The organism is Marinobacter sp. M-5 (genome assembly GCF_032911545.1).
Lineage (GTDB): Bacteria > Pseudomonadota > Gammaproteobacteria > Pseudomonadales > Oleiphilaceae > Marinobacter > Marinobacter goseongensis.
Genome location: NZ_JAWJEK010000001.1, coordinates 787,171 through 813,161 on the forward strand (window position 1 = coordinate 787,171; position 25,991 = coordinate 813,161).

General features: G+C 60.2%; 23 protein-coding genes. 8 read left to right on the forward strand and 15 right to left on the reverse strand.

The window, feature by feature from the left end; all coding sequences use genetic code 11:
* Nucleotides 1–2 precede the first annotated feature (2 nt).
* Both R0125_RS03635 and R0125_RS03640 read left to right on the forward strand, forming a co-directional pair.
* Complete coding sequence (locus tag R0125_RS03635) at nucleotides 3–1,022, forward strand: alpha/beta hydrolase (RefSeq protein WP_248182775.1); 1,020 nt, start codon at nucleotides 3–5, stop codon at nucleotides 1,020–1,022.
* 23 nt (nucleotides 1,023–1,045) lie between these two features.
* Nucleotides 1,046–1,702: an OmpA family protein gene (locus tag R0125_RS03640; RefSeq protein WP_248182777.1), complete on the forward strand. Its 657-nt coding sequence runs from the start codon at nucleotides 1,046–1,048 to the stop codon at nucleotides 1,700–1,702.
* Between the two features lie 57 nt (nucleotides 1,703–1,759).
* Here the strand turns inward: R0125_RS03640 and R0125_RS03645 are convergent, their stop codons facing one another.
* Nucleotides 1,760–2,044: a hypothetical protein gene (locus tag R0125_RS03645; RefSeq protein WP_248182779.1), complete on the reverse strand. Its 285-nt coding sequence runs from the start codon at nucleotides 2,042–2,044 to the stop codon at nucleotides 1,760–1,762.
* Nucleotides 2,045–2,265: 221 nt separating this feature from the next.
* Here R0125_RS03645 and R0125_RS03650 point away from each other — a divergent pair, with 221 nt between their 5' ends.
* Entirely contained in the window at nucleotides 2,266–3,570 is a 1,305-nt protein-coding gene (locus R0125_RS03650; protein ID WP_317237175.1) for a S8 family peptidase, read from the forward strand.
* An 80-nt stretch (nucleotides 3,571–3,650) separates the two neighbouring features.
* Here R0125_RS03650 and serA read toward each other — a convergent pair whose 3' ends face one another.
* Nucleotides 3,651–4,880, reverse strand: coding sequence for a phosphoglycerate dehydrogenase (gene serA / locus R0125_RS03655; RefSeq protein WP_248182782.1), 1,230 nt, complete (start codon nucleotides 4,878–4,880; stop codon nucleotides 3,651–3,653).
* Nucleotides 4,881–5,081: 201 nt separating this feature from the next.
* On the opposite strand from serA, the gene R0125_RS03660 reads away from it, so the two are divergent.
* Nucleotides 5,082–6,485, forward strand: coding sequence for an FAD-binding oxidoreductase (locus tag R0125_RS03660; RefSeq protein WP_317237176.1), 1,404 nt, complete (start codon nucleotides 5,082–5,084; stop codon nucleotides 6,483–6,485).
* Nucleotides 6,485–7,162 (forward strand): SIR2 family NAD-dependent protein deacylase, encoded by a 678-nt coding sequence (locus R0125_RS03665; RefSeq protein WP_317237177.1) that lies wholly within the window; start codon nucleotides 6,485–6,487, stop codon nucleotides 7,160–7,162. The genes R0125_RS03660 and R0125_RS03665 overlap by 1 nt, the downstream gene beginning before the upstream one ends.
* 18 nt (nucleotides 7,163–7,180) lie before the next feature.
* Here the strand turns inward: R0125_RS03665 and R0125_RS03670 are convergent, their stop codons facing one another.
* The 5 genes from R0125_RS03670 to R0125_RS03690 form a co-directional block, all read right to left on the reverse strand.
* Nucleotides 7,181–8,500 carry an ABC1 kinase family protein gene (locus R0125_RS03670; protein ID WP_248182789.1) on the reverse strand — a complete coding sequence of 440 codons (1,320 nt, stop codon included), beginning with the start codon at nucleotides 8,498–8,500 and terminating at the stop codon, nucleotides 7,181–7,183.
* 50 nt (nucleotides 8,501–8,550) lie between these two features.
* Nucleotides 8,551–9,213: a fumarylacetoacetate hydrolase family protein gene (locus R0125_RS03675; RefSeq protein WP_317237178.1), complete on the reverse strand. Its 663-nt coding sequence runs from the start codon at nucleotides 9,211–9,213 to the stop codon at nucleotides 8,551–8,553.
* A gap of 25 nt (nucleotides 9,214–9,238) precedes the next feature.
* Entirely contained in the window at nucleotides 9,239–9,781 is a 543-nt protein-coding gene (locus R0125_RS03680; RefSeq protein ID WP_317237179.1) for an adenine phosphoribosyltransferase, read from the reverse strand.
* Nucleotides 9,782–9,809: 28 nt separating this feature from the next.
* Nucleotides 9,810–11,108: an NCS2 family permease gene (locus R0125_RS03685; protein ID WP_317237180.1), complete on the reverse strand. Its 1,299-nt coding sequence runs from the start codon at nucleotides 11,106–11,108 to the stop codon at nucleotides 9,810–9,812.
* 148 nt (nucleotides 11,109–11,256) lie between these two features.
* Nucleotides 11,257–11,877: a trimeric intracellular cation channel family protein gene (locus R0125_RS03690; protein WP_317237181.1), complete on the reverse strand. Its 621-nt coding sequence runs from the start codon at nucleotides 11,875–11,877 to the stop codon at nucleotides 11,257–11,259.
* Nucleotides 11,878–12,049: 172 nt separating this feature from the next.
* On the opposite strand from R0125_RS03690, the gene R0125_RS03695 reads away from it, so the two are divergent.
* Together R0125_RS03695 and R0125_RS03700 are read left to right on the forward strand one after the other, a co-directional pair.
* Complete coding sequence (locus R0125_RS03695; RefSeq protein WP_317237182.1) at nucleotides 12,050–12,616, forward strand: BLUF domain-containing protein; 567 nt, start codon at nucleotides 12,050–12,052, stop codon at nucleotides 12,614–12,616.
* A 131-nt stretch (nucleotides 12,617–12,747) separates the two neighbouring features.
* Nucleotides 12,748–13,725 (forward strand): NADPH:quinone oxidoreductase family protein, encoded by a 978-nt coding sequence (locus tag R0125_RS03700; RefSeq protein ID WP_317237183.1) that lies wholly within the window; start codon nucleotides 12,748–12,750, stop codon nucleotides 13,723–13,725.
* A 133-nt stretch (nucleotides 13,726–13,858) separates the two neighbouring features.
* Here the strand turns inward: R0125_RS03700 and R0125_RS03705 are convergent, their stop codons facing one another.
* From R0125_RS03705 to R0125_RS03740, 8 genes are all read right to left on the reverse strand, one after another.
* Nucleotides 13,859–15,688: a long-chain-acyl-CoA synthetase gene (locus tag R0125_RS03705; RefSeq protein WP_317237184.1), complete on the reverse strand. Its 1,830-nt coding sequence runs from the start codon at nucleotides 15,686–15,688 to the stop codon at nucleotides 13,859–13,861.
* Nucleotides 15,689–15,755: 67 nt separating this feature from the next.
* Nucleotides 15,756–16,583, reverse strand: a complete 828-nt coding sequence (locus tag R0125_RS03710; protein ID WP_248182802.1) for an SDR family oxidoreductase — start codon at nucleotides 16,581–16,583, stop codon at nucleotides 15,756–15,758.
* The gene (locus R0125_RS03715; RefSeq protein ID WP_317237185.1) at nucleotides 16,580–18,562 is read right to left on the reverse strand and encodes an acetyl/propionyl/methylcrotonyl-CoA carboxylase subunit alpha; all 1,983 of its coding nucleotides are present in this window, start codon (nucleotides 18,560–18,562) and stop codon (nucleotides 16,580–16,582) included. Before R0125_RS03715 ends, R0125_RS03710 begins: the two co-directional genes overlap by 4 nt.
* 153 nt (nucleotides 18,563–18,715) lie before the next feature.
* Nucleotides 18,716–19,537, reverse strand: a complete 822-nt coding sequence (locus tag R0125_RS03720) for an enoyl-CoA hydratase/isomerase family protein (protein ID WP_317237186.1) — start codon at nucleotides 19,535–19,537, stop codon at nucleotides 18,716–18,718.
* A 17-nt stretch (nucleotides 19,538–19,554) separates the two neighbouring features.
* Complete coding sequence (locus tag R0125_RS03725; RefSeq protein ID WP_317237187.1) at nucleotides 19,555–20,715, reverse strand: acyl-CoA dehydrogenase family protein; 1,161 nt, start codon at nucleotides 20,713–20,715, stop codon at nucleotides 19,555–19,557.
* A 103-nt stretch (nucleotides 20,716–20,818) separates the two neighbouring features.
* Nucleotides 20,819–22,435, reverse strand: coding sequence for an acyl-CoA carboxylase subunit beta (locus R0125_RS03730; RefSeq protein ID WP_317237188.1), 1,617 nt, complete (start codon nucleotides 22,433–22,435; stop codon nucleotides 20,819–20,821).
* 10 nt (nucleotides 22,436–22,445) lie between these two features.
* Nucleotides 22,446–23,312 carry an SDR family oxidoreductase gene (locus R0125_RS03735; protein WP_317237189.1) on the reverse strand — a complete coding sequence of 289 codons (867 nt, stop codon included), beginning with the start codon at nucleotides 23,310–23,312 and terminating at the stop codon, nucleotides 22,446–22,448.
* Entirely contained in the window at nucleotides 23,309–25,117 is a 1,809-nt protein-coding gene (locus R0125_RS03740; protein WP_317237190.1) for an acyclic terpene utilization AtuA family protein, read from the reverse strand. The genes R0125_RS03735 and R0125_RS03740 overlap by 4 nt, the downstream gene beginning before the upstream one ends.
* Before the next feature lie 159 nt (nucleotides 25,118–25,276).
* Between R0125_RS03740 and R0125_RS03745 the strand changes: the two genes are divergently transcribed.
* The gene (locus R0125_RS03745; protein WP_317237191.1) at nucleotides 25,277–25,891 is read left to right on the forward strand and encodes a TetR/AcrR family transcriptional regulator; all 615 of its coding nucleotides are present in this window, start codon (nucleotides 25,277–25,279) and stop codon (nucleotides 25,889–25,891) included.
* Nucleotides 25,892–25,991: the final 100 nt, after the last annotated feature.

Sequence of the window (25,991 nt, forward strand, 5' to 3'; positions counted from 1 at the left end):
ACGTGTACTGGAAAACAGATACCATAGAAATCCCGGACTGGCACCGTAGCTCGCTACTGGCGCGCCTGGAGCCGTTCGACCCTGCAGGAAACCGGGAACTGAGCGATGAAATGGTCGCCTACTGCCGGTTTTATGGGCTGGATCTCTGGGTGGAGCACCCCGATGTGCAGTACCATCAGGGGTATGTCAGCGCAGGGCGTCATCAAGTGATGGTGCATTACTTTCGTTCACCGGACGGTGCTGTGAGCAAAGGGACCGTGTTTATTCTGCATGGCTACTTTGACCACGTGGGGCTGTACAGCCAGCTGATAGATCGTTGTCTGGGTGCCGGGTTCGATGTGCTGGCTTATGATCAGCCGGGCCACGGCCTGTCCAGCGGGACGCCTGCAGCCATTGGCAGCTTCCTCGAGTATCAGGCGGTGCTGTCGGAAGTGATCGCGGGGGTAAAAGGTAAGGTGAGAGAGCCCTGGTACGCCGTGGGCCAGAGCACCGGCGGAGCGATTCTGATTGATTATCTGCTGTCCAATCACCATGACCAGCAGAGCTCTGATTTCCGCCGCGTTGTTTTACTGGCCCCCCTGGTCAGACCCGCAGGCTGGCTGGGCGCCAAGATGTTGCACAGTATCGCCAAGCCGTTTTTGACACGCTGGCGACGGGTATTCTCGCAGAACAGCGGCAACACCCGCTTTCTGCAGTTCCTTCGGGAGCACGATCCGCTTCAGGCACGGGCGGTTCACGTGGATTGGGTCAGTGCCCTGAGGCAGTGGGTGCCGCATATCGAATCCGCCAGACCGGTCAAATACCCGATTACTGTGGTTCAGGGTGAAAAAGACCTGACCGTAGACTGGCAACACAATTTGCGGATTATCAGAAACAAATTTTCCTCGGTTGAGGAACTGCGAATACCGGACGGTCGTCATCATCTGGTGAATGAAGCGCAAGACTTGCAAGCAACGGTATTCAATACCATCATTGATACCTTTCTGAACGACCACGCAAGGCCCCTTTCCGAGGCCTGCTAGTAAAACAATCTCAGGAGAATGCTGTGAAGAAAACTATTCTCGCTTTCGCGGTTGCCACAGTTGGTCTGGGCGGCTGTATGACGTATGACCCCTACACCGGCGAAGAGAAAACCTCCAGCGCCACCAAGGGCAGCATCATTGGTGCCATCGGGGGTGCAGCCGTGGGTGCGGCGACCTCCAGCAAGAGTGATCGGGGTAAGGGCGCGCTGATCGGTGCCGCTGGCGGAGCGGCCATTGGCGGTGGCATCGGCTACTACATGGATAAGCAGGAAGCCCAGCTGCGTCGCCAGCTGGAAGGTTCCGGTGTTCGAGTGGTGCGTAACGGTGACGAGATCGAGCTGATCATGCCGGGCAACATCACGTTCGATACCAGCGAGTCGACCATTAAGCCGACCTTCAGCAATACGCTGGAGTCGGTCGGCCTGGTGCTGCAGGAATTTGACAAGACCATCATTCAGATCGAAGGCCACACGGACAGCACCGGTTCCCAGAGTTACAACCAGTTGCTCAGCGAGCGGCGTGCCGGTTCTGTCCGGGATTTTCTGCTGAACCAGGGCATTGAACCGAAGCGCACCCGCGCTGTGGGTTACGGTCCGCGTTACCCCATTGCCTCCAACGATTCAGCGTCCGGCCGGGAACAGAACCGTCGGGTTGAACTGACATTGGTGCCGATGCAGTAAGCGCGTCCAGCCAAAAAAAACCCCGCCGCTTTGGTGCGCCGGGGTTTTTTCATGCCCTCAGTTGGTGTTGCTGGGGAGCCACTCCTCGATTCGGTCTTTCAGATTCTTGAGTTGGTCCTCGCCGGAATCACGGATCTCTCCGAGTTTTTGGCGGGCACCCTCAATCCGGTCCTCCAGTTGCTGCACCTTCTCAGAGAATTGTCGCTGAATTTCGGCCTCGGCCTGGTCATCTTTCGCCTTGGCCATTCTGTGTTCAGCGTCAGCCCTCAGGCTGTCGATTTGCTTACTCCAGCGCTCTGTCTGGGTTTCCAGCTTGCGTAACAGGGACTCCTTCATCGACATATCACTGCTCCTGTTGGTGAACGTGTGTGTTGATAAAACGCCTGTACTGCCATAAGCATGGTCGTTTTCCGGGGATTCTCAAGTCAAGGCGTTAGAGCGGCGTCTTAAAAGCGGTTCGGATACCGGGATTTGGCCCTCGTTGACATGGGTCTGCTGCCGGCTCTGTGCCAGATTACGGCTCAACTATCAGAAGCGAACAACCACAACCAAGGATCGCCTCCATGACCCGCAGACTCATACCTTCAATGTGCCTAGGCCTCGCTCTGGCCGCCTCCGCCCCCATGCTTCACGGCAGTTTGCTGGGCGGACTGGGCCTTCTCGGGATTGGCGAGCCCGAGCCCAGTGTCGATGAGTCGCTGAAGCCCGGAGACCTGTTGCCGGGCCGGTACATCATCACGCTCGACAGCCGGATTCCGGAGTTGCTGGGGCTACCCTCCCTGCAAGCCAGTGTCGAGTCACTGCTGAGTGCGGTGGGGGGCGGCGAAGTACTCCACCTGTACGGCGCAGCGCTCACCGGAGCTGCGGTCACCCTGACCGAGGGGCAGGCCAGCCTGCTGTCGGCACTGCCGGGCGTGTTGGCGGTAGAACCTGACCGTGTCGTGACCGTCAGCCTGCAGGAGCAGCAAAACGCCACCTGGGGGCTGGATCGGGTTGATCAGAGTTTCCTGCCGCTCGACAGCCTGTATCGTTATCCCGTCGTTGGTGGTGCGGGCAGCAATGTCTACATTATCGACACCGGCATACGGCCCAGTCACGCCGAATTCTCCGGCCGGGTCATTGAAGGACGGAACTTCGCCGCCAACCAAGCCGGGCTCCTGAGCTTCGGTAGCTTGCCTCTGCTCGGGCCCCTGCTGAACCTGGGTGGCGAAGCCGACCCCACCGATGTGACCGATTGCAATGGCCACGGCACTCACGTGGCCAGCACCGCGGTGGGTACGCAATACGGTGTCGCCAAGTCGGCGTCGGTGGCGGCGGTGCGGGTGCTGGACTGCTCTGGTGCCGGTGCTAACGCGGATGTGATTGCGGGCGTAGACTGGGTAGCCGCGAACCATCAGGCCCCCGCCATTGCCAATATGTCTCTCGGTGGCGGCAATTCCGTGGCACTGGATAATGCGGTGCGTGGTGCGATTGCGGCGGGCGTGACTTTTGTTGTTGCCGCCGGTAACAATAACACCGATGCTTGCTCCGGATCGCCTAACCGCGTGGAACGCGCGATCACGGTGGGCAGCACCACCCGTAACGATCAGCGCTCGTCTTTCTCCAACTTTGGCTCCTGCGTCGATGTCTTCGCGCCTGGCTCCAACATCACAGCCGCCTGGTTCCAGTCAGACACGGAAACCAATACCATCAGTGGCACCTCGATGGCCTCCCCGCACGTTGCGGGCATGGCTGCGCTGATTCTCGGCGAGCAGGCAAATCTTTCGCCGGATCAGGTCGCGGCGACTGTCCTGGATTTGTCCACCAGCAACGTCCTTAGTGGTCTCGGTGCAGGCTCCCCGAACTTGCTGATGCGGGTGCCGCAGTAAGCATCAGATTGTGATGTAGCCGGAACAAAAAAACGGGAGCCAATGGCTCCCGTTTTTTTAGGTCCGTCCTGTTCGTTGTATCAGAACAGTACGCGGCAGCGGATCGTGCCTTTCACTCCAAGCAGCTTCTTCAGCGCCAGCTCGCCATAGGCCTTGTCCACGTCGACCACCACATATCCGATGTCTTCCTTGGTCTGCAGGTACTGACCACAGATGTTGATGCCGTTCTCGGAAAACACCTGGTTGATCTCGGTCATCACGCCCGGCACGTTCTCGTGAATGTGCAGCAAGCGGTGCTGGTTCGGGTGGGAGGGCAGAGCCACCTCGGGGAAGTTCACCGACGACACGGAGGTGCCGTTGTCGCTGTACATGGCCAGCTTTTCTGCCACTTCGCGGCCGATGTTTTCCTGGGCCTCAATGGTGGACCCGCCCACGTGGGGCGTCAGAATGACATTGTCGAACTCGCGCAACGGAGAGATGAACTCCTCGTCGTTGGACTTTGGCTCCACCGGGAATACGTCGATGGCTGCGCCCAACAGCTTGCCGCTCTTGAGGGCATCGGCCAGGGCATCAATGTCCACCACGGTGCCGCGGGAGGCGTTCATCAGGATGGAGCCGGGCTTCATCTGGGCGAACTGCTCCGCCTTGAACATGTATTTGGTGGCCGGTGTTTCCGGAACGTGCAGGCTGACCACGTCAGAGATGTTCAGCAGCTCCTGCAGGGTGCCCACCTGGGTCGCGTTGCCGATCGACAGCTTCGAAACCACATCATAAAAGTAGACATCCATGCCCAGCCCCTCGGCCAGCACGCTGAACTGGGTGCCGATGTTGCCGTAGCCGATGATGCCCAGCTTTTTGCCACGGATTTCGTAGCTGTTCTTGGCGGACTTCAGCCACTCACCACGGTGCGCCATGGCGTTTTTCTCCGGCACGCCACGCAGCAGGAGAATCGCTTGTGCCAGCACCAGTTCTGCCACACTGCGGGTGTTTGAGAAGGGCGCATTGAACACCGCAACGCCACGGCGGGTCGCGGCCTGCAGATCCACCTGGTTGGTGCCGATACAGAAACAGCCCACGGCCACCAGTTTCCTGGCGGCATCAAATACTTTCTCGGTCAGCTGGGTGCGCGAGCGGATCCCGACGAAGTGCGCATCGGCAATCTTCTCAATCAGGTCTTCCTCGGCCAGCGAGTGAGTCAGATACTCGATGTTGGTATAGCCTGCGGCATTCAGGGTATCAATAGCAGATTGATGCACGCCTTCCAGCAGCAGGATCCGGATTTTGCTCTTTTCGAGAGACGTATTTGACATGGGCTTGCTTCCGAACCTTTCGTCACGTGAAATGACCTGGAACCAGTGATCGTCAGGCTGGCTCACAGAACAGGGGCGGTATGATACCATAAACGCAGATTTTCACAGCGCGTCGGATTGCCTGAATTAACTGTTTGGCGATTGCCCAGCGATCAGGCTCGAAATGACCGGCCGTCGAACCCTTACGAGACCTTTAGCCTCATGAATTCTGAACAGATTATCGACTCTCTCAGAGATCTGATTGCCACCGGCGATGCCCAGGGCAAGGTGCTGACCGACCCCGCGGACCTGGAAAACTACGGCAAGGACTGGACTAAAATCTATCCGCCGAAGCCGCTGGCCATTGTGTTGCCGAAAACCACCGAGCAGGTGCAGGCGCTGGTTCGGTTTGCCAACGACAATCAGGTCGCCCTGGTGCCGTCTGGCGGTCGCACAGGCCTGAGTGCCGGCGCGGTGGCCGCCAACGGCGAAGTGGTGGTGGCGTTCGATAACATGAACCAGATTCTGGATTTCAGCGCCAGCGACCGCACAGTCAAATGCCAGGCCGGCGTGGTGACGGAGCAGCTGCAAACCTTCGCGGAAGAGAACGGTCTCTATTACCCGGTAGACTTTGCCTCCGCCGGCTCCAGCCAGCTGGGTGGCAATTTGTCCACCAACGCCGGTGGTATCAAGGTTATCCGCTACGGTATGAGCCGGGACTGGGTGGCCGGCCTGAAAGTGGTGACCGGCAAGGGCGACGTGCTGGATCTCAACAAAGATCTGGAGAAGAACAACACCGGTTACGATCTGCGGCACCTGTTTATCGGGGCCGAGGGCACCCTGGGCTTCATCACCGAAGCCACCATGAAGCTTGCCCGCAAGCCGGACAACCTGACCGTACTGGTGCTGGGCCTGAACGATCTGACCAACACCATGGATGTGTTGCAGACCTTCCAGAAGCAGATTGATCTGACCGCCTACGAGTTCTTCTCCCATCAGGCCATGGGCCATGTGCTGGCCCACGGTCAGGTGCAGGCGCCGTTCGAAACCGAAGCGCCGTATTACGCCTTGCTGGAATTCGAGGCGGTGTCCGACCAAGTGATGGACGACGCCATGAGCCTGTTCGAGCAGTGTGTGGAGAACGGCTGGGTGCTGGATGGCGTGATCAGCCAGAGCGAGACTCAGGCCCAGAATCTGTGGCAGCTGCGTGAGCGGATTTCCGAATCCATCGCGCCGCGCACGCCCTACAAGAACGACATCTCTGTGGTGGTGTCCAAAGTGCCCGGTTTCCTGCAGGAAATCGACGCGGTAGTGACCGAGCATTATCCGGATTTCGAGATCATCTGGTTCGGTCATATCGGCGATGGCAACCTGCACCTGAATATCCTCAAACCGGAAGACATGGCAAAAGAAGACTTCTTCGAGAAGTGCCAGCAGGTCAACAAGTGGGTATTCGAGATCGTCGAGCGCTACCAGGGCAGTGTGTCCGCCGAGCACGGCGTGGGCATGACCAAGAAGCCCTACCTGCAATACACTCGCAGTGAGGCCGAAATTGCCTATCTGCGCGGTATCAAGCAGGTGTTCGACCCCAACAGTGTGATGAACCCGGGCAAGATCTTCGACTGATGCAGGATCACATCGTGGTACTGACCGGCGCTGGTATCAGTGCCGAAAGCGGGCTCTCTACCTTCCGTGATAACGGGGGGCTGTGGGAGCAGCACAGTGTGTACGACGTGGCCACGCCGGAAGCCTTTGCCCGCAATCAGGAGCTGGTGCTGCGGTTCTATAATGAACGCCGCCGCCAGCTTCAATCTGCACTGCCGAACCGGGCCCACCGGCTGCTGGCCGAGCTGGAACAGCGCTATCGCGTTACCGTGGTCACCCAGAACGTGGATGATCTGCATGAGCGCGGCGGCTCCTCCAGCGTGATCCATCTGCACGGTGAGCTCACCAAGGCCCGCAGTTCCCGCTTTCCTGAGCTGGTGTATGACATCGGCTATCGCGATATCAGCATGGGGGACACCTGCGATCAGGGCGCCCAGCTTCGCCCTCACATTGTCTGGTTCGGCGAGGAAGTTCCGATGCTGGAAAAGGCGGCGGAGGTCGTCCGTACCGCCGACCACCTGCTGATCGTGGGGACCTCGCTACAGGTGTATCCCGCTGCTGGCCTGGTATACGAAACCGATTTCGACGTACCTATCACTGTGATTGATCCAGGCGAACCCGCCTCTGTGTCCCGTGCCCGGATTATCCGCAAAGGCGCCTGCGAGGGCGTCGCCGAATGGATGGCCGCACTGGGCTGACCGTTCGCAATCGCAGCGTTAGCCTTTGGAAGTTTGCTGCAGGTATTTCTCCAACTCGTTGCGGAAGGCCGCCTGCACACCGAGACGTTTCAGCATCCAGTAGTGCCCGGCGATCATCCGGTCAATAAAGATACTTTCCACCGGCGGCTTGAAATAGTCCAGGTACTTGAACACCGTGGTTGTTTTGGCGGCTACCCGTTGGTGGATGTCCGATTCGGCAAAATCGTAGGGCTCGTCCTGATCGAACGGCACGATGAGGATGTCCCGCCACATGGCGTAGTACGCCTCATCCACCGCTGGCTGCGATTCGACCCGCGCGCCCAGGTCGATCAGGTGTCGATCCAGCGCTGCGTAATCTTCTGCCAGTGCCGATACCAGTGTCTTGCGGTAGGCCTCGACAATTTCCGGTTTGAGTTTCTTCACGCAGCCGAAGTCATACAGAATTACGGAGCCGTCCGGGCGATAGGCAAAATTACCGGCATGGGGATCACCGTGGATGCACTGAAACCCGAACAGCTGGTCCGCCATCATGGTGAAAATCCGGTGGCCGATCAGGTTGATCGTGTCCTGGCTGTACTTGCTGGGTGTGATGGCGCTGATGTGATCGCCCTCGACCAGTTCCATGGTCAGTACCCGCCGTGATGAGTGGCTGTCGAACACCTGCGGGATGATGATCCAGTCGTCCTTGGCGTGGAACCGGCGGAACGCCTCCAGGTTGCGGGCCTCGTTTTCGTAGTCCAGCTCCTCTTTCAGACGCACGCGGATTTCGCCAAACAGCTGGTCCACATGTTCTTTCGGCATCTTCAGCAAACCGCCAAGCTTGAGCGCCAGGCGAAGCTGCTTCAGGTCGCTGTCACAGGATTCATCGACCCCCGGGTACTGAACCTTGACGATCACATCGGTGCCATCACGCAGGCGGGCCCGGTGAACCTGGCCGATGGATGCGGCGGCGTAGGGCGTTTCCTGGAGGTACTCGAACAGGTCGGAGACCGGTTGGCCCAGCTCAGACTCCACCTGCGCGACAATGACCTCGAACGGCATCGGCGGCGCTTCTTTCTGCAGTCTCTGCAGGGCGTCAGAGAATTCCTTAGGCAGGAAATCCTGGGTCTGCGAGGCGATCTGCCCCACTTTCATCACGGCGCCTTTGAGTTCACCCAGGGTATCGGCAATCTGGTCCGCCATACGGGTATAACTCTCGGTGCGGGCACCCTCGTTGTCCTCCTCACTGCGAAACAGCCTGCGCGCCCGTTGCCCGGCGTACTGCCCGGCCACGGAGGCGGTCATGCCTGCGAGCTTGAAGAATCGTCCACTGCGTGAAGTAACCGGTTTCTTTGCCATGCCTGATATACGTCCTGACGGGCGGTTGGACCAGAGTACAGGAACCGGCGTCAGAGCACAGTGGTCTCGACAAACAGCACGTCGTCCAGTTCCAGCGAGAGCGTCTGGCCTGAGACCAGTGGGCCTACGCCTTTTGGCGTGCCGGTGAGCACCACATCGCCCGGTAACAGCGTGAACTGGCTGCTCATGTGAGCAATCAACGGCACAGTGGCGTTCAGCATCTCGCGGGTATCGCCGGTCTGCTGGCGCTGGCCATCGATGTCCAGGGTAAAGGTGAGGTGATCCCTGCGGAGCTTGTCGACACTGACAAACGGCGACAGTGGGCAGGCGCCGTCAAAAGCTTTGGCCCGTTCCCAGGGCTGGCCTTTTTCTTTCAGCTTGCTCTGGACGTCCCTCAGCGTCAGATCCAGCGCCAGACCATAGCCGAGAATGGCCGCCTCCGCCTCGGTGGCCGAGGCATTGGCCAGTGGCCGGCCAATCAATACCGCCAGTTCGGTCTCGAAGTGAACGTCGCCTCGATCCCGGGGGAAATCCAGCGGCCGAGTGATGTGCACCGCCGCGGTGGACGGTTTGATAAACAACAACGGCTCGTCCGGAACCGGGTTGTTCAGTTCCCGGGCGTGTTCCGCGTAATTGCGGCCAATACAGACAATCTTGCCAAGGGGCAGATGAACGGGGGTGCCGTCCTTCCAGTGGTGTTGATAGTCGGGCATGACCGCCTCCTGATTGCGCTTGGTGTTACTCGCCCTCGAACGAACACACAGTATAGACCGTCAGCCCTTCGTCCTGCAGCTTGCGGGAACCGCCCAGATCCGGCAGATCGATCATCGCGGCTACTTCCACAATCTCCGCGCCAATACGGCGGATCAGCCGCGAGGCGGCCAGCATGGTGCCACCGGTGGCAATCAGATCGTCCACCAGCACGATCTTGTCGCCGGGCTTGAAGGCGTCTTTGTGGAGCTCGACGGACGCGGTGCCGTACTCCAGCTCGTAATCTTCCACCAGCGTGTCAAACGGCAGCTTGCCTTTCTTGCGCACCAGCACCAGCGAGGCGTTGAGCTCATAGGCCAGCGCCGAGCCGATGATGAAGCCGCGGGCGTCCACGGCGGCCACAGCGTCGATGGCCTGGCCGTGGTAACGGTGCACAAAGGCATCGATCAGTTTGCGAAACGCCGTGCGGTCCTGCAGAACCGTCGTGATGTCACGAAACGCTACGCCGGGCTTGGGCCAGTCGGGCACGGTGCGGATGGCTTTCTTGATGCTCTCTGAGAAGTAATCCATAAGTCGTCCGATATGCGCTGGAGGCAGCTTACGCCGCGTCCAGGAACATGAATTTCAACACGAATATGACAGCAATAATCACCACGCTGATGTTCAATTGAGACCAGCGGCCGGCGAGTGCCTTCAGTACGGCGTAGGTAATGAAGCCCAGGGCAATGCCGTTGGCGATGGAAAAGGTCAGCGGCATTATCAGCGCGGTCACCACGGCCGGGGCGGCATCGGTAACATCGTCCCAGTCGATCAGCTTGAGCCCGGAGGTCATCAGCACGGCGACAAACAGCAATGCCGGTGCGGTGGCGTAGGGGGGAATCACGCTGGCGATGGGCGACAGGAACAGGCACGCCAGGAACAGCGCGGCAACCACCACCGCGGTCAGCCCGGTGCGACCACCGGCAGAAATGCCGGCGGTGGATTCAATGTAGCTGGTGGTGGTGGACGTGCCCATGGCTGCACCGGACATGGTGGCCACGGAATCAGACATTAGCGCGCGGCCAAGTCGGGGCAGTTTGCCGTCCTTGTCCAGCAGCCCGCCGCGCTGGGCGGCGCCGATCAGGGTGCCGGACGTGTCGAACAGGTCCACGAACAGGAACGCGAAGATCACGCTGATCATGCCCACGTTGAAGGCGCCGGCCAGATCCAGCTGCATGAAGGTCGGTGCCATGCTGGGTGGGGCGGACACAAAGCCGTTGTACTCCACCAGGCCCAGCATCATTGCGATCACGGTAACGGCAATGATGCCGATCATCACGGCGCCGGTGACCTGGCGAAACGCCAGGGCACAGATCAGCGCAAATCCACCGAAGAACAGCAGTGCCTCGGGAACTCTGACGTCCCCCATGCCGACCAGTGTGGCGGGGTTATCCACCACCACGCCGGCATTCTTGAAGGCGATCAGCGCCAGAAAGAAGCCGATACCGGCGGAAATGCCGAAACGCAGGGACAGTGGAATGCTGTTGATGATCCACTCCCGGACCTTGAAAATGCTCAGCAGGAAAAACAGGAAACCGGAGATGAACACCGCACCGAGGGCCACCTGCCAGCTGCAGCCCATGCTGCCAACCACGGTGAATGAGAAAAACGCGTTAAGGCCCATGCCCGGGGCCAGGGCAATCGGGTAGTTGGCCCACAGGCCCATGATCAGGGTGCCAATGACGGCCGCGAGACAGGTGGCCACAAACACCGCACCGTAATCCATGCCCGCTGCCTGAAGCATGCCCGGGTTGACCACGATGATGTAGGCCATGGTCAGGAAGGTGGTTATGCCAGCCACCACTTCTCTTTGAACGTTGGTGCCATGGGCTTTTAACTGAAATAGTCGCTCAAGCATGACGGGTGTCTGCCTCACTGCGTGCTGGGTAGGGTTACGGTTCGGAACTGGATCGGTGAAACTGAATTGGGTGAAAAAAACGGCAATGTTACCGGCTGAGACGGCTCAGGCCAAGGGATGATTTCCGGTTCATCCTGCCGGTTCGTGCTCAACGCTGTTGATGGGCGTCCCGCTGCAGGCGGATATCAAAACGGACGGCAAGCATCCGGACAAACACGATAAACAGCAGGCCAACCGTCAGGGCGATGGTTTCGCTTTCCAACAACCACTGACACACGAAATAGAGCCAGCAACCGGCAAAGGAAATCGAGGCGTAGATCTGGTCCTTGCGGAAAATGTAGGGCACCTCGTTACACAGGGTGTCCCGTAATAAGCCACCGAAGGTGCCGGTCATCACCCCGAGGAGGGAGGCGATGAACCAGGAGTGCCCGAGATCCAGAGCCAGCTGCGCGCCCAGTATCGAGAAAATGCCCAGCCCGATGGCATCGGGGAACACAATCCCGGATTCACGAATCCGCTCCGCCCGGCGCCAATAGCTGAACACGATTGCGATGGCGAGAATCAGGATCGGCTGCTCCTGGTGCTTGATCCAGTACAGTGGGTGATTGTCCATCATCAGGTCCCGCAGGGTACCGCCACCCAGTGCGGTAATGAACCCGATGGTAAACACGCCCACAGGATCCATATTCTTGGAGCGGGCAACAATCATTCCTGAAACGGCAAATGCAACGATGCCAATCATTTCAAGAAGATAGATTATGTCGAACATAGCAGACCCTGAAAGGCGGGAAACAGTGGCGGACCGGCCGGTTTGAGTGCGCGAAGGATAGCTTAAATCGCCGGTGGATTCACCCCCGGCTCTCGGTCCGGGGTGATCCCCGAGCCGGTTGCAAACGTATTTCAGGTTCACCTTACCGATTGCCAGCAGTACGGAGTCCTACATGGCATTGATGCGCTTGGCCTACGCCAGTGAAGCCACATTCGAAGCCCAACCTGTGGAAAAAGGGGTTGAGCCCCACGTTGCGCGAATCCTGATGGCCTCCCGGCGTAACAACGGTAAAAGTCAGTTGGTGGGCGGTCTTTATTACGGCGACGATCATTTCTTTCAGTATCTGGAGGGTGAAGAAGAAGCGCTCCGGCGGACCTACGAGCGTATCGCTTGCGATGACCGGCACTGCAACGTGCGCACGCTTCTCGAGGAGCCTCTGGCCGAACACACCTTCACCAACTGGTCGATGAAATACGTGCCCACGTCGGCCGATGTCCGACGCCTCCTGGGAAAGCATGGCATGCAGCGTTTCAACCCGACCGACTTCTCACGGGAGCAGTGCGAAGAGATGATCGGGCTGATCCGCCGGTCGAGCCAGGATCAGAAGCTGGTCAACCACGATGGGCCGGTCCGGACAGAGGCGACACCCGGGGCACTCTCGCCGGTCATTCGTACCGGACTGATTGTTGCGGCCGTCTGCCTGATCGGTGCTTTGGCATTCACCGCCACGCTGCTGTGACGGTGCTTCCCTATAAGCGTTGCTAATGCGGTGAGATAAGAGATCTTTATTTGCTTCATGCAGTGACTCTGTTTAGCTTGATGGGCATAAGACAAGGTATTCCCCTATGCCTACAACCATGGAGTCATTGAATGAAAGCCATCCTCTGCAAGGAGTACGGTCCGGCTGACAAGCTGGTGATCGAAGACATCGAGAGCCCTGTGGTCAAGGGCTATGGTGTCAAAATCCGCGTCAAAGCTGCGGGCCTTAACTTCCCCGACACCCTGATCATCGAGAACAAATACCAGCTCAAGCCGGCACTGCCGTTTTCACCCGGCGGTGAAATGGCCGGTGAAGTCCTTGAAGTGGGTGAGAAGGTGACTCGCTTCAAGCCTGGTGACAGGGTGGCCGGACTCACCGGCTACGGCGCCTTCGCCGAAGAAATCGTCGCGCCGGAGCAGAATCTGCTGCCGATACCCGACGCCATGCCTGATGAAAAGGCCGCCGCGTTCTCCATGGTCTACGGCACCTCCTACTATGCCCTGAAACAGCGCGCCAACATCCAGCCCGGAGAAACTCTGCTGGTGCTTGGTGCCAGCGGCGGTGTGGGTCTGGCCACGGTCGAGCTGGGCAAGGCCATGGGCGCCCATGTGATTGCCGCGGCCAGTTCCGCGGAAAAGCTGGCGGTCGCGAAAGCCGCGGGCGCTGACGACCTGATCAACTACACCGAAGAACCCCTGAAAGAGGCGGTGAAGAAGCTGACCAAGAGCAAGGGCGTAGATGTGATCTACGATCCGGTTGGCGGCGAATTCACCGAGCAGGCCCTGCGCGCCATGGCCTGGAACGGCCGCCACCTGATCATCGGTTTCGCTGCTGGCGACATCCCCAAGATTCCCGCTAACCTGACGCTGCTCAAGGGCTGTTCCGTGGTCGGCGTGTTCTGGGGCAGCTTTACCCAGCGCGAGCCGCAGGCCAGCGCCCAGAACATGATGGAGCTGATGAAGCTTTACGCCGAGGGCAAAATCGATCCGAAGATCAGCGAAGTGTTCGAATTCGAGGACTATGCCAAGGCTCTGGGTGCACTGACCGAACGCCGTGCTACCGGGAAGGTGGTGCTCAAGGTCGGCTAGGGTCAAAGCTTGGGAGTTCGGTTATCGTAGCCTGCTTGATGTGGTGGTGACGCCATGTCGGGCAGGCCTGCCCGACACGGCTCATCAGCCTCTCAGATAGATCCAAAGCTCAGGGGCATGGGTTCATTCAAAGTCAGAAACTAACCTTCCCGTCGTCAATCTCCGATACCAGCTTCTTATCGAGCTTGGTGTATCCATCGGTGCGTGGCAGCCGGGCATACACCTCCTCACCGGTTTTGCCGAGGGAATAGCCGGCTTTCTGGATATCCACTTTACGGTACTTGAACGTACCGGTTTTCTCGATGGCCTTAGTCACGCGGACGAACACTGGAATGGCGTAAGCCGGCAGGTTCTCCTTCAGGTAGGCGAACAGCTTGTTGATGTCGAATTCGCTGCCGTTGCTCTGGGGCACCAGCGTCACCATGCCGGCCTTGCCGTTGGTTTTTGGGATTTCCACGCCGTAGACGATGGCCTCTTCCACCATGCCGGAGCCGTCGAGAATGTTTTCCACCTCGGTGGTTGAGACGTTCTCGCCTTTCCAGCGGAAGGTATCCCCCATGCGGTCCACGAACTGCAGGTGGCCGCAGCCAATCTCCTTGAGCACGTCGCCGGTGTTGAACCAGGCATCGCCTTTCTTGAAGGCGTCGCGGAGGATGGATTTCTCGGTGGCGTCTTTCTGGGTATAACCCTCGAACGACCATTTCTTGGTGATCTCGCCGATCAGCAGGCCGGGCTCGCCCTTGCGGACGGTTTCCATGTAGCCCTTCTTGTTGCGGATCGGATCGCGGGTGCCTTCGTGGAATTTGACCAGCTTGTAGGGGGCGGTAGAGAAGCCGACCGTGTTGTCCATGTTGAAGAAGTTGGAGAAGCCGATGTTGCCCTCACTGGAGGCATAGAGCTCCGCCACGGTTTCGATGCCGAAACGTTGCTTGAACTCCTTCCAGATGGACGGCCGCAAGCCGTTGCCGATCATCTTGGTCAGGTTGTGGTTACGGTCTTGCTCGCTCGCCGGCTGGTTCAGCAGGTAACGGCAGAGTTCGCCCACGTAGCCGAAGGTGGTGGCCTTGTAGCGGCGTACATCGTCCCAGAAGGCGCTGGCGGAGAACTTGCGGCGCAGTGCGATGGACGAACCTCCGGCCAGCACTGAGCCCCAGCACACCAGCAGGGCGGTACCGTGGTACAACGGCAGCGTGCAGTACAGTACATCTTCCGGCTCCATGGCCAGCGACATCAACCCGAAGCCGCCGTACGCTTTCACGAACTTGCGATGGCTGCCGGGCGCGGCCTTGGGCAAGCCGGTGGTGCCGGAGGTGAACAGGTAGATGGCGGTGTCACCCATTCTGGGCGGGTTGCTCAGCACCGGGTTGGTGCCACTGTAGGCGCTCACTTTTTCCGCCATGTTGACGTAGCCTTCCGGCGCGTCGCCGAACATGCTCTGGGTATTGGCGTCCGCCAGGTACAGAAAGGGGGTGCCATGGCGGGTCTGCAGGTCGTCTCTCACCGCATCAAACGGCTCGATCAGTTCCTCGCCGACCACCACCATGCGCGGTTTGATCAGGTTGACGCTGTGTTCCAGCACCTTGCCTTTCTGGGAGGTGTTGAGCATGGCGCAGGAAACGCCAATCTTGGCAGCGCCGGCGACCACGGCCAGCAACTCCGGTCGGTTTTCCAGGAAGACGGCAATGGCATCACCCTTGACCAGCCCCTGGGCCAACAGAAAATTGGCGATTCGGTTGGCCCAGTTATTGAGTTCGGACCAGCTAATGCTACGGTCTTCGTAGGCGATGGCCGGGCGGGACGGGTATTTCTCGGCGTTACGCTCCACCAGAACGCCGAGGGTCAGCTCCTTCTTCTCGTTCTTGACCGAGTAGTAATAGTAGCCCTTGGCGATGGCCGGGAAGCGGCGAACGATGCCGGGAATGCTGCGGACGATGTCACGGGCTGAAACGTTGTCTTGACTCATGGTGCTTTCCGTAAGGGTGTTGAATTGTGGTCTTGTTATCGCCCCGGGACACCATCCGCCGCCGGGGCTAATCCAGGAACAGATCCGGTAGCAGCGGCTTGTCGCCGTCTGCGTAACGGTACTGTTCGAAATCGGTCACGCCGCCTTCTCTCAGGACGTCTTCGTCGATCAGTGCCTGTCCGGTCAGGCTGGTGCCGGGCCGGTTGAGAATACTGACGGCGGCATCGGCCATGATCTCGGGCTTGCGACCCTGGGCCATCATCTGCGGGCCACCCACTTCAAACTCAATGGCGGCCGTTGCAATCAGGGTTTTCGGCCACAGACAGTTAACGGCAATGTCGTAACGCCTGAATTCCTCTGCCATCCCCATGCTGAGCATAGTCATGGCGTACTTGGTCGTCGTGTAAGGTCCGTACTGGGCGAACCATTTGGTGTCCAGATTCAACGGCGGCGAAAGGCTCAGAATGTGAGCGTTGTTCGACGCCTTCAGCCAGGGCAGTGCTGCCTGACTGCAAAGAAATACCGCACGGGCGTTAACCTGGTGCATCAGGTCATAACGGCTGGCCTTGAGGTTCTCCACGCCGGTCAGACGAATCGCGCCAGCGTTATTGACCAGTACGTCGATGCCGCCAAAATGCTCGGCCGCCTCGTTCACCCGCTGCCGCACCAGTTCCTCATCGCGAACGTCCAGCACCAGCGGCAGCGCCTGCCCGCCGGCGGCACGAATTTCCTCAGCCACACTGTGAATAGTGCCGGGCAGTTTCGGGTGCGGGGTGTCGGATTTGGCTCCGATCACCACGTTTGCCCCCTGTCGTGCGCAGGCGAGGGCAATGGCGCGGCCAATGCCCCGGCTGCCGCCGGTGATGAACACGGTTCGTCTGTTCAGGCTGCTCATGCGCTGGCCTCCTGTTCGGCCGCCTCGCCTGCGGCGATGTTCACCAGCAACTGGCTGCGTTTGACCTGATCACCATTGCTGACCAGCACCTCGCCGACCACACCGTCGCGATCAGCCTTGACCGGATGCTCCATTTTCATGGCCTCCAGTATAACCAGTGTCTGGCCTTGCTGGACGGTTTCTCCGGGCGCCACCAGCACATCGATAATGGCGCCATCCATGGAGGCCTGAATCTTGCCGCTGCCGGCGCCATTAGCGCCTGCCGCCGGCTGGTGGGTCACATCCCGCACCGCCCAGGCTTGCCCGAACGCCTGCAAATATAGGGAATCGCCTTCGCGGTGATATTGGCAACGGTGACGTACGCCGTTGTCGATGATGCATAACAGGCCATCGCCAAGGCTTTCCAAGACGAGTTGGTGGTGACTGTCGCCTTGGCTGACAGACACGGTATGGCCGGTCTTGCGAACCAGAAGTTCCGCAGTTCCGTCGCCGGTGTCCAGCTTCATCGGGGTCATAGTGGACGGGGCATTGCTCCAGCCGCTCTGGCCCGAAATGCCATGATCGAGCACGCAGGCGGCCAGAGCCAGTTCGCGGGTGCCGGGGGAAAAGGGCGCCAATGATGGATCGTCACGGAAGGCCTGCTGCAGGAATGCCGTGGTAGCTCCGCCCGCGCCGAAGGTGTCGTTGGCGATGATGCGGCTGAGGAAATAACGGTTGGTGGTCACCCCGAACACGGTGGTGTCTTCCAGCGCCCTGATCAGCCGGCGGCGGGCCTCGTCACGGTTCTGGCCCCAGGCAATGACTTTGGCCAGCATGGGATCATAATGCGGCGTGATGGTGTCGCCGGAGCGCACGCCGGTGTCGTACCGAAGGCCTTCGCCCAGTGCCGGCTGGAAGGAGTACAGTGGGCCGGTCTGCGGGGTGAACTCGTGTGCCGGATCCTCCGCGTACAGGCGCACCTCGATGGCGTGGCCATTGAGCTGGATATCCTGCTGTTGCAGAGGCAGAGGCTGTCCTTCCGCGACGGCCAATTGCCACGCCACCAGATCCTGTCCGGTGATCAATTCGGTGACCGGATGTTCTACCTGCAGGCGAGTGTTCATTTCCAGGAAGTAGAAGTTGCGATCCTTGTCCACCAGGAACTCGACGGTGCCGGCGCCCTCGTAGGAGCAGGCCAGCGCGGCTTTCACGGCCGCCTCGCCCATGGCCTGGCGCAGTTCCGGCGTGACAAACGGGGAGGGTGCTTCTTCCACCACTTTCTGGTGGCGCCGCTGCACCGAGCAGTCCCGTTCGCCGAGGTAGACGGCGTTGCCGTGGCGGTCGGCAAAGACCTGGATTTCCACGTGGCGGGGTTCGATTACGGCTTTTTCGAGGATCAGTTCGCCGTCACCGAAGGCCTGTTTGGCTTCGGAACGGGCACGTTTGATGTTGTCTGCCAGTTCGCCTTCTTCCTGCACCAGACGCATGCCGCGGCCACCGCCACCGGCGGACGCCTTGATCATCAACGGGTAGCCGATGTCAGCCGCGGCGCTGATGAGTTCGTTATCGCTGGCGGTGTTACCTTCGACAGGGCCCTCGTAGCCGGGAACCACGGGAACGCCGGCCTGCTGCATGGCGATCTTGGAGCGGCGTTTGCTACCCATCAGTTCGATGGCGCTGGCCGGTGGCCCGACGAAGACCAGGCCCGCGTCTTTGCAGGCGTTGGCGAAGCCCGCGTTCTCGGAGAGGAAGCCGTAGCCGGGATGGATGCAGTCGGCGCCGGTTTTGCTGGCGGCCTCGAGGATGGCGTCCACATTCAGGTAGGAAGCGCCCACCTGAGCCGGGCCGACACAAACGGCCTCGTCGGCCTCGTGCACGTGCAGTGCACGGGCGTCAGCTTCGGAGTAGATCGCTACGGTGCGGTATCCCAGGGCTTTGGCAGTGCGGATGACCCGGACGGCTATTTCGCCTCTGTTGGCTATCAGGAGCTTCTTTAGCATGGTGCTCTTCTCTTTGTTTTGGTGCCTGTCCGCGCCTGTGTGTGGGAGGCTTTCCAGAAAACCGCTACAAGCACATCCGTGTGCGCTTCTCTCCGGCCATCCATGGCCTCCGAAATTTTCTGGAAAGCCTCCCGCACACATGCGCTCCCGCTATCAATCAGCGTCGCCTGCCCACTTTGGCGGACGTTTTTGCATGAACGCCATGGTGCCCTCAGAGCCTTCATCACTCCGGATCGCGGCGGCGAATTTTTCGGCAGCGCTGTCCAGCAGGCCACCCATGGATTCATGACCGACGCGGTGGAGCAACGCCTTGGTTTCCGCGGTGGCCTTTGGTGCGCACAGGCGGACACGCTCAAGAGCCTGGCCCAGCATGTCTTCGATCTGCTCCTCCGACGGGGCAACCTGGTGAACAATGCCCAGAGCACAGGCCTCGTCGGCACCGATCCTCAGACCGAGCAACGCCAGCCGGCGGGCCTGGGTCAGGCCGATGCGTTCAACCACAAACGGCGCGATCTGCGCCGGGATAACCCCGAGGGAGGTTTCAGGCATGCCGAATTTGGCGGTGGGGCCAGCGATGGCGACGTCCGATACGCAGGCCAGTCCGAAACCCCCGCCCATGACTGCACCTTCGGTGATGGCGATGACGACCTTGGAGGATTCGTTGACCTGCTGGATCATCTGGCCGAACGCCCGGTTCAGGCGGTAGAACGGATCGGCCTCGTCACTGGCGGCTTTCTGCCCCCGCGCTCCGGCCATATCTTTGATGTCACCGCCGGCGCAAAAATGGCCCCCGGCGCCGCGGATGACCACGGCGCGGATGCTGAGGTCGGTTTCAACTTGCGTGAACAGTGCGGACAGTTCCGCCACCATTTCCAGGCTCATGGCGTTGCGTGCGTCCGGGCGGTTGATGGTGACGTGCAGGGCGGGGCCCTGCTTTTCCAGACGCAGTGTTTCGCAGTGTGGTAGCTGGCTCATATCAAGACTCCACCTGATCAGTCTTTGCGCTTGCCCGGCAGGGTTCCCATCATCTTGCAGATGATGCCCAACATGATTTCATCGGCGCCGCCGCCGATGGACACCAGCCGCACATCCCGGAACGCGCGTGACAGCGGGTTGTCCCACATGTAGCCCATACCGCCCCAATACTGCAGGCAGCTGTCGGTTACTTCGCGACCGAGGCGTCCGGCTTTGAGCTTGGCCATGGACGCCAGGCGGGTTACGTCTTTGCCCTCAATGTGCAATTCACAGGCCTGATAGGTGAGGGCGCGCAGGGCCTCGACTTCGGTTTGCAGCTCGGCCAGGCGGAAGTGAATTACCTGGTTGTTGATCAGCGGTTGGCCGAAAGTCTTGCGCTCGCGGCAGTAATCGATGGTCATGTTGATGCAGTTCTCCAGCGCCTTGATCACGTTGGCGGCACCCCACAGGCGCTCCTCCTGGAACTGCAGCATCTGCATCATGAAGCCGGTGCCTTCGGCGCCGATGCGGTTGCTCTGGGGCACGCGCACGTCGTCAAAGAAAATCTGGGCGGTTTCGGATGAGCGCATGCCCAACTTGTTCAGGTGCGGGCTGAAGGAAATGCCCGGAGTTTTCATGGGCACGATGATCAGCGATTTGTTCTTATGGGGCTTGTCGTCGGACGTGTTGGCCAGCAGGCAGATGAAGTCGGCCTTCGGGCTGTTGGTGATCCACATCTTGGAGCCGTTGATGATGTAGTCGTCGCCGTCTTTTTTGGCGGTGGTTTTCATGCCGGCAACGTCGGAGCCTGCCCCCACTTCGCTCACACCGATACAGCCGACCATGTCGCCGGCGATGGCGGGTGTCAGGAAGTCCCGTTTGAGTTCATGGGATCCGAAACGGGCGATGGCAGGAGTGCACATGTCGGTCTGCACGCCCACCGCCAGCGGTACGCCGCCGCAGTGGGCCATGCCCAGCTCTTCCGCAACGACCAGGTTGTAGCTGTAATCCAGCCCCATGCCGCCGTACTCTTCCGGCTTCTGGACACCGAGCAGGCCGAGGTTGCCGAGTTTCTTGAACAGGTCATGAATCGGGAACTCGCCGGCTTCTTCCCAGGCGTCGCAATGGGGGTTAATTTCCTTCTCCACGAAGTCGCGGACGGTTTTTCTCAGGGCTTCGTGTTCGGCTGTGAATTTCATGTTCTTGTTCTCCTACTGATGATCGAGTTCGTGCCTGCTTGTGTCGGTGCAGGTCCTCAAGCTTGGGTGGCGGGTGTGGGGGACCGATTCCAGAAAACCAGAATCAAAGCCGAGCCACCCCAAATGTATTAGGCCGCAACTGCCGCGCCTCGGCCTCCCGGCACACGTCCAGAACCAAAGCCACGACCCGCCGCGTGTCCCGCGGGTCGATCAGGCCGTCGTCCCAGAGCCGGGCAGTGCCGAACAGGGCCGTGGAGCCGTCCTCCAGTTTCTTGGCCGTGGCCTGCTCCAGAAAATCCAGGGTCTTCGGATCCGGCTCCATGCCGCTGCGGCGCTGTTTGTCCTCCGCCACGATGCGCATCACTTTGCCGGCCTGGGCCGGACCCATGACGGCGGTGCGGCTGTTGGGCCAGGCGAAGATGAATCGCGGATCCAGACCGCGACCACACATCGCGTAGTTACCTGCACCATAGGAACCGCCGATCACAATTGCGACCTTTGGCACCCTGCAATTGGCCACGGCCTGAATCATTTTCGAGCCGTGTTTGATGATGCCGTTCTGTTCCGAGTGCGTGCCCACCATGAAACCGGTGGTGTTGTGCAGGAACAGCAGAGGGGTTCCAGCCTGGTCACAGAGCTGGATGAACTGCGCCGCTTTGGCGGAGCCGGCCGGGGTGATCGGGCCGTTGTTGCCGATAATGCCAACGGAATGACCCTCGATGCGGATGGTGCCGCACACAGTCTGGTCGTCGAATTCGTTCTTGAAGTCCATGAACTTCGAACCGTCGGCGATGCGCGCCAGAATCTCGCGCACGTCATAGGGCTTTTTGGAATCTGCCGGGATCGCGCCCAGCAGCTCCTCCGCCGGATGCAGTGGCTCTTCCCACTGCAGTTCCCGTTTCGGTGGCAGCTGTTCGTTCCAGGACAGGGCCTCAAGAATGTTGCGGGCCTGGCGGATGCCGTCGGCGTCGTCTTCCGCCAGGTATTCGGCGGTGCCGGCAACCTGGGCGTGCATTTCGGCGCCGCCAAGTTCCTCGTCTGTGGCCACTTCACCGGTGGCGGCTTTCAAAAGCGGTGGGCCGGCCAGAAACATCTTGGCCTGGTCGCGCACGGCGATGACGTAATCCGACAGGCCCGGCTGATAAGCACCGCCGGCGGTGGCGTTGCCGTGCACCACCGTCACCTGGGGAATGCCGGCGGCCGACATGCGGGCCTGGTTGGCAAAGCCGCGGGCGCCGAGCACGAAAATATCCGTGGCGTAATTCAGGTTGGCGCCGCCGCTCTCGGATAGCGACACCACCGGGAGTTTGTTCTCCATGGCGATCTGCTGCAGGCGCAGGGTCTTGTCCAGGCCAGCCGGGGTGATGGTGCCGCCCTTGATGGCGCTGTTGCTGGCGACCACCAGGCAGCGAATGCCACTGACGTAGCCGATGCCGGCGATAATGCCGCCACCGGCCATGCTGCCGTCCTTGTCATCGTGCATCTTGTAGCCGGCCAGTGAGCAGAGTTCCAGGAACGGCGCCCCCCGGTCCAGCAGTCGGTTGATCCGGTCCCGCGGCAGCAGTTTGCGCCGCTTGGTGAACTTTTCCCGGGCCGCCTCGGCCAGATCCAGCACTTTCTGTTCCACCTCACGGAAGGTGGTGATGTGGGCTTCCATGGCCTCAGCGTTGGCACGGAAGTCGTCCGACTGGGGGCTTACGGTGGATTCGATGACCTGCATTATGTGCTCCTCAGTCTTCGCTCAACACTTTCGGGGTGATGGCGCGGTGGAAGCCGTTGTAGGGTTCGTTGTTCTTGGCTTTAGGCAGTGGCCAGACCCGGCCGCCCTGGGAGGCGCCGCCGTCGATACGCAGGCAGTCACCGCTGATGAAGGCGGCGCCCTCGCTCAGCAGGAAGCAGATGGCGGAGCTGACTTCCGATTCGGTGCCCATGCGCTTGATGGGCACGTTGTCGCCCAGGCTGCGAATCCACTGGCGCATGTGTTCGGGATAGTTGTCCATGCCGCTGGAGGCTATCCAGCCCGGGGCCACCGCGTTGACACGCACACCGGATGCGCCCCATTCAACCGCGGCGGTCTGAGTAAAGTTGACCATGCCCGCGCGGGCCGCGCCGGAATGACCCATGCCGGGCATGCCGCCCCACATGTCAGCGACGATGTTGACGATGGAGCCGCCGGTTTTGGACAACGCCTGAGTGTATGCTTCCCGCGCCATCAGGAAGCCGCCGGTCAGATTGGTGCGCACGACGGTTTCCCAGCCTTTCTGGCTGATGCCGGTCAGTGGGGCCTGGAACTGGCCGCCGGCGTTGTTGACCACGCCCTGCAGCCCGCCGTGCTCGGCGATGATGGCCTTCACCGTAGCTTTGACCGACTCTTCCTCGCGGATATCGCAGGCGTGGGCAGAGGCAATGCCGCCGTCTTCAATGATTTCCGCTTTCACCGCTTCGACCTTTTCCGCCTTGCGACCGACCAGCGCTACCCGGGCACCCAGCGCGGCCAGCTCATGGGCGGTGCAGCGGCCGATGCCGGAACCACCGCCGGTGACGATAAAGGTCTGGCCCTTGAACAGGTCAGGGTGAAAAATGGATTGATAGCTCATGAACGTTGTCCTTTTTCCAGAGCGGCCCGGGTAACGGGCACAGGGAATTCCAGTAATTGCTGGGCGAAGGCCTTGCCTTGCGGATCAATGCGCAGGCTGGCAACGCCACCGCCGCCAAGGCTGTGTTCCAGCAGGAAGTTGAAAGCGTGGAAGCCGGGCAGGGCCCACCGGGTGACTCTGCCGGTTTCCGGGTTCAGCGTGTGGGCCATCCACTCGGCCACGGCCGATTCGGTCAGTGCCTCTGCTATAAAGGGCACATAATCCGGGTGGCGGGCAATCACGCCGATATTGCTGTGGTCGCCCTTGTCGCCACTGCGGGCCCAGGCCAGATCCACCAGGCGAACGGTGGTGTCCGTTGCCGGTGATGCCTCGGTGGGCGCCTGTTCGGCCACGGCGGTGGCATCGAAGCCACCGGCGGTGTCCACTGTGACGGTCTGTTTCTCACCGCCCAGATCAACCGCCACGGTGACCTCGGACTTCGGCACCAGGCAGGAATAAAGGCGTATCTTCGGCCACACCGTGGGGCGGCCGCCGACAATGCCGGTGATGCCCGGAGCCATGCCGGTAGCGGCCTGGGCGATCTCGCGGGAGAACAACACGAGGGCCTCTTTCTTGGGGTGCGCGGTACTTATTTTTACCACCACTTCCCGGCAATCCTGGCGCTGGCCGTGGGCGCCATAGGTGGCTTCTGTGCCCAGTAATTCAACGCTGGTTTCGGTGTAATCCGGCAGGCCGCGTTCACTGAACATGCGGGCGGTTTTCGCCAGAATGGCCTCGGCGACGGCTTGCGCCTTGGCTTTCGCGTCGAGGCCGGCAAGCAGGAAAGTGACGGTGCACTTGAAGCCGTCGGGCCAGGTACCGGACACCTTGTAGCTGTCGGTGGGCGGCAGGCCGCGGGCACCGCTTACAGTGACCTGATTCTTCCCGGTTTCGGTCAGCTCCACACCGGTGAAATCGCAGGTGACGTCCGGCAGCAGGTAGGCACGGGGATCACCGATTTCATAGACCAGCTGCTCTGCCACCGTGCCGCGGCTGACCATTCCGCCCGTGCCGTCTGCCTTGGTCATCAGGAAGTCGCCATTGGCGCGGATTTCTGCAATGGGGAAACCCATGTCAGCGTAGCCGTCGGCGACCTGCTGCCAGTCAGTGAAGTTGCCGCCGGTGGATTGCGCGCCGCATTCCAGAAGGTGGCCGGCCAGACTGCCCTGGGCGAGCTTGTCGTAATCGCTCCAGCTCCAGCCGAATTCGTGAACCAGGGGCGCCAGTACCAATGCGCTATCTGCCACGCGGCCCGTAATAACTATGTCCGCGCCCTGTTCCAGAGCGGCTACAAGACCGGGTGCGCCCAGGTAAGCGTTGAGGCTGACCATCATCGGCGGCATCCGTTGGCCGGTGGTCATCTCGGTGATGCCCGATTCTGCCAGCGGTTTCTTTTTCATCAGCAGGTCATCGCCCAGCACCAGTGCGATATTCAGTTCCACGCCGGCCTTTTCGCACAACGCCTGCAGGGCATCGCGACAGGCCACCGGATTCACACCGCCGGCATTGGCCAGCACACGAATACCTTTCCTCTTTATATCACCCAGAAGCGGTGCCATCACGGTCTGGACAAAATCCCGGGCATAGCCCTGAGTGGGGTCTTTCATCTTCTGGCCGGCCATTATCGACATGGTGATTTCCGCCAGGTAGTCGGCCACCAGATAGTCGATATTGCCTTTGTGAACGAGCTGGGCCGCCGCGGTTTCGGTGTCGCCCCAGAAGGCTGCAGAGCAGCCGATACGAACGGTTTTTTGAGAATCTGCCATGGTTGTTGCCTTGTGACCGGTGGCCGTTCAGGAGCAGAGTGCGCGTCACTGACGGAGGTTGGCTTAGGATAAAAACGACAATACCAAGCAAGCGCTTGGTTTGTAAACAGGCAAATTGCGGGTAGAATTACAAAATCGTTTCGCCGCCTGGACTAGCCCGTGACTCAAGACGCCATTCTCCGTTCCCTGATTGCAGAAAACCTGGTTTCCGATCCTGCTGGCGCTCGCGGGCGCCTGTTAAAGGAAGCGGCCCGGTTGTTCCGGGACAAAGGGTACGAGCGCACCACAGTGCGTGATCTGGCAGCAGCCGTTGGCATTCAGTCCGGCAGCCTGTTTCACCATTTCCGCACCAAGGAAGACATTCTCAAGGCGGTGATGGTTGAAACCATTCGTCTTAACACCGCATTGATGCAAGCCGCGATGGACGCCGTGGATGCCCCGCGGGACAAACTTCGGGCGCTGATCCGTGCCGAGCTTGAATCGATCAACGGGCAGACCGGGGAGGCGATGGCAGTGCTGGTGTTTGAATGGCGCAGCCTCTCGGAGGACGCCCAGGCCGCCGTGCTGGAGTTGCGGGATATTTATGAGCAGCTGTGGCTGGATGTGCTGGACGCGGTCAAAGCGGCAGGCCACCTGCGGGCCGAGCCGTTTGTGGTGCGCCGTTTGTTGACCGGTGCCCTGAGCTGGACCGTGACCTGGTACCGCCCGGATGGCGGGCTGGGTCTTGACGGTCTGACGGATCAGGTGGTCGCGATGATGGGGTTGGTTGACTAGCCCGCCCGGAACACAGTGGCAAAATGTTTCATTAATGGTACAAATGTACTGTGAATGTGTCCTTTCTGAAGTTATTGATTTGAATCAAAATAAATTCAGG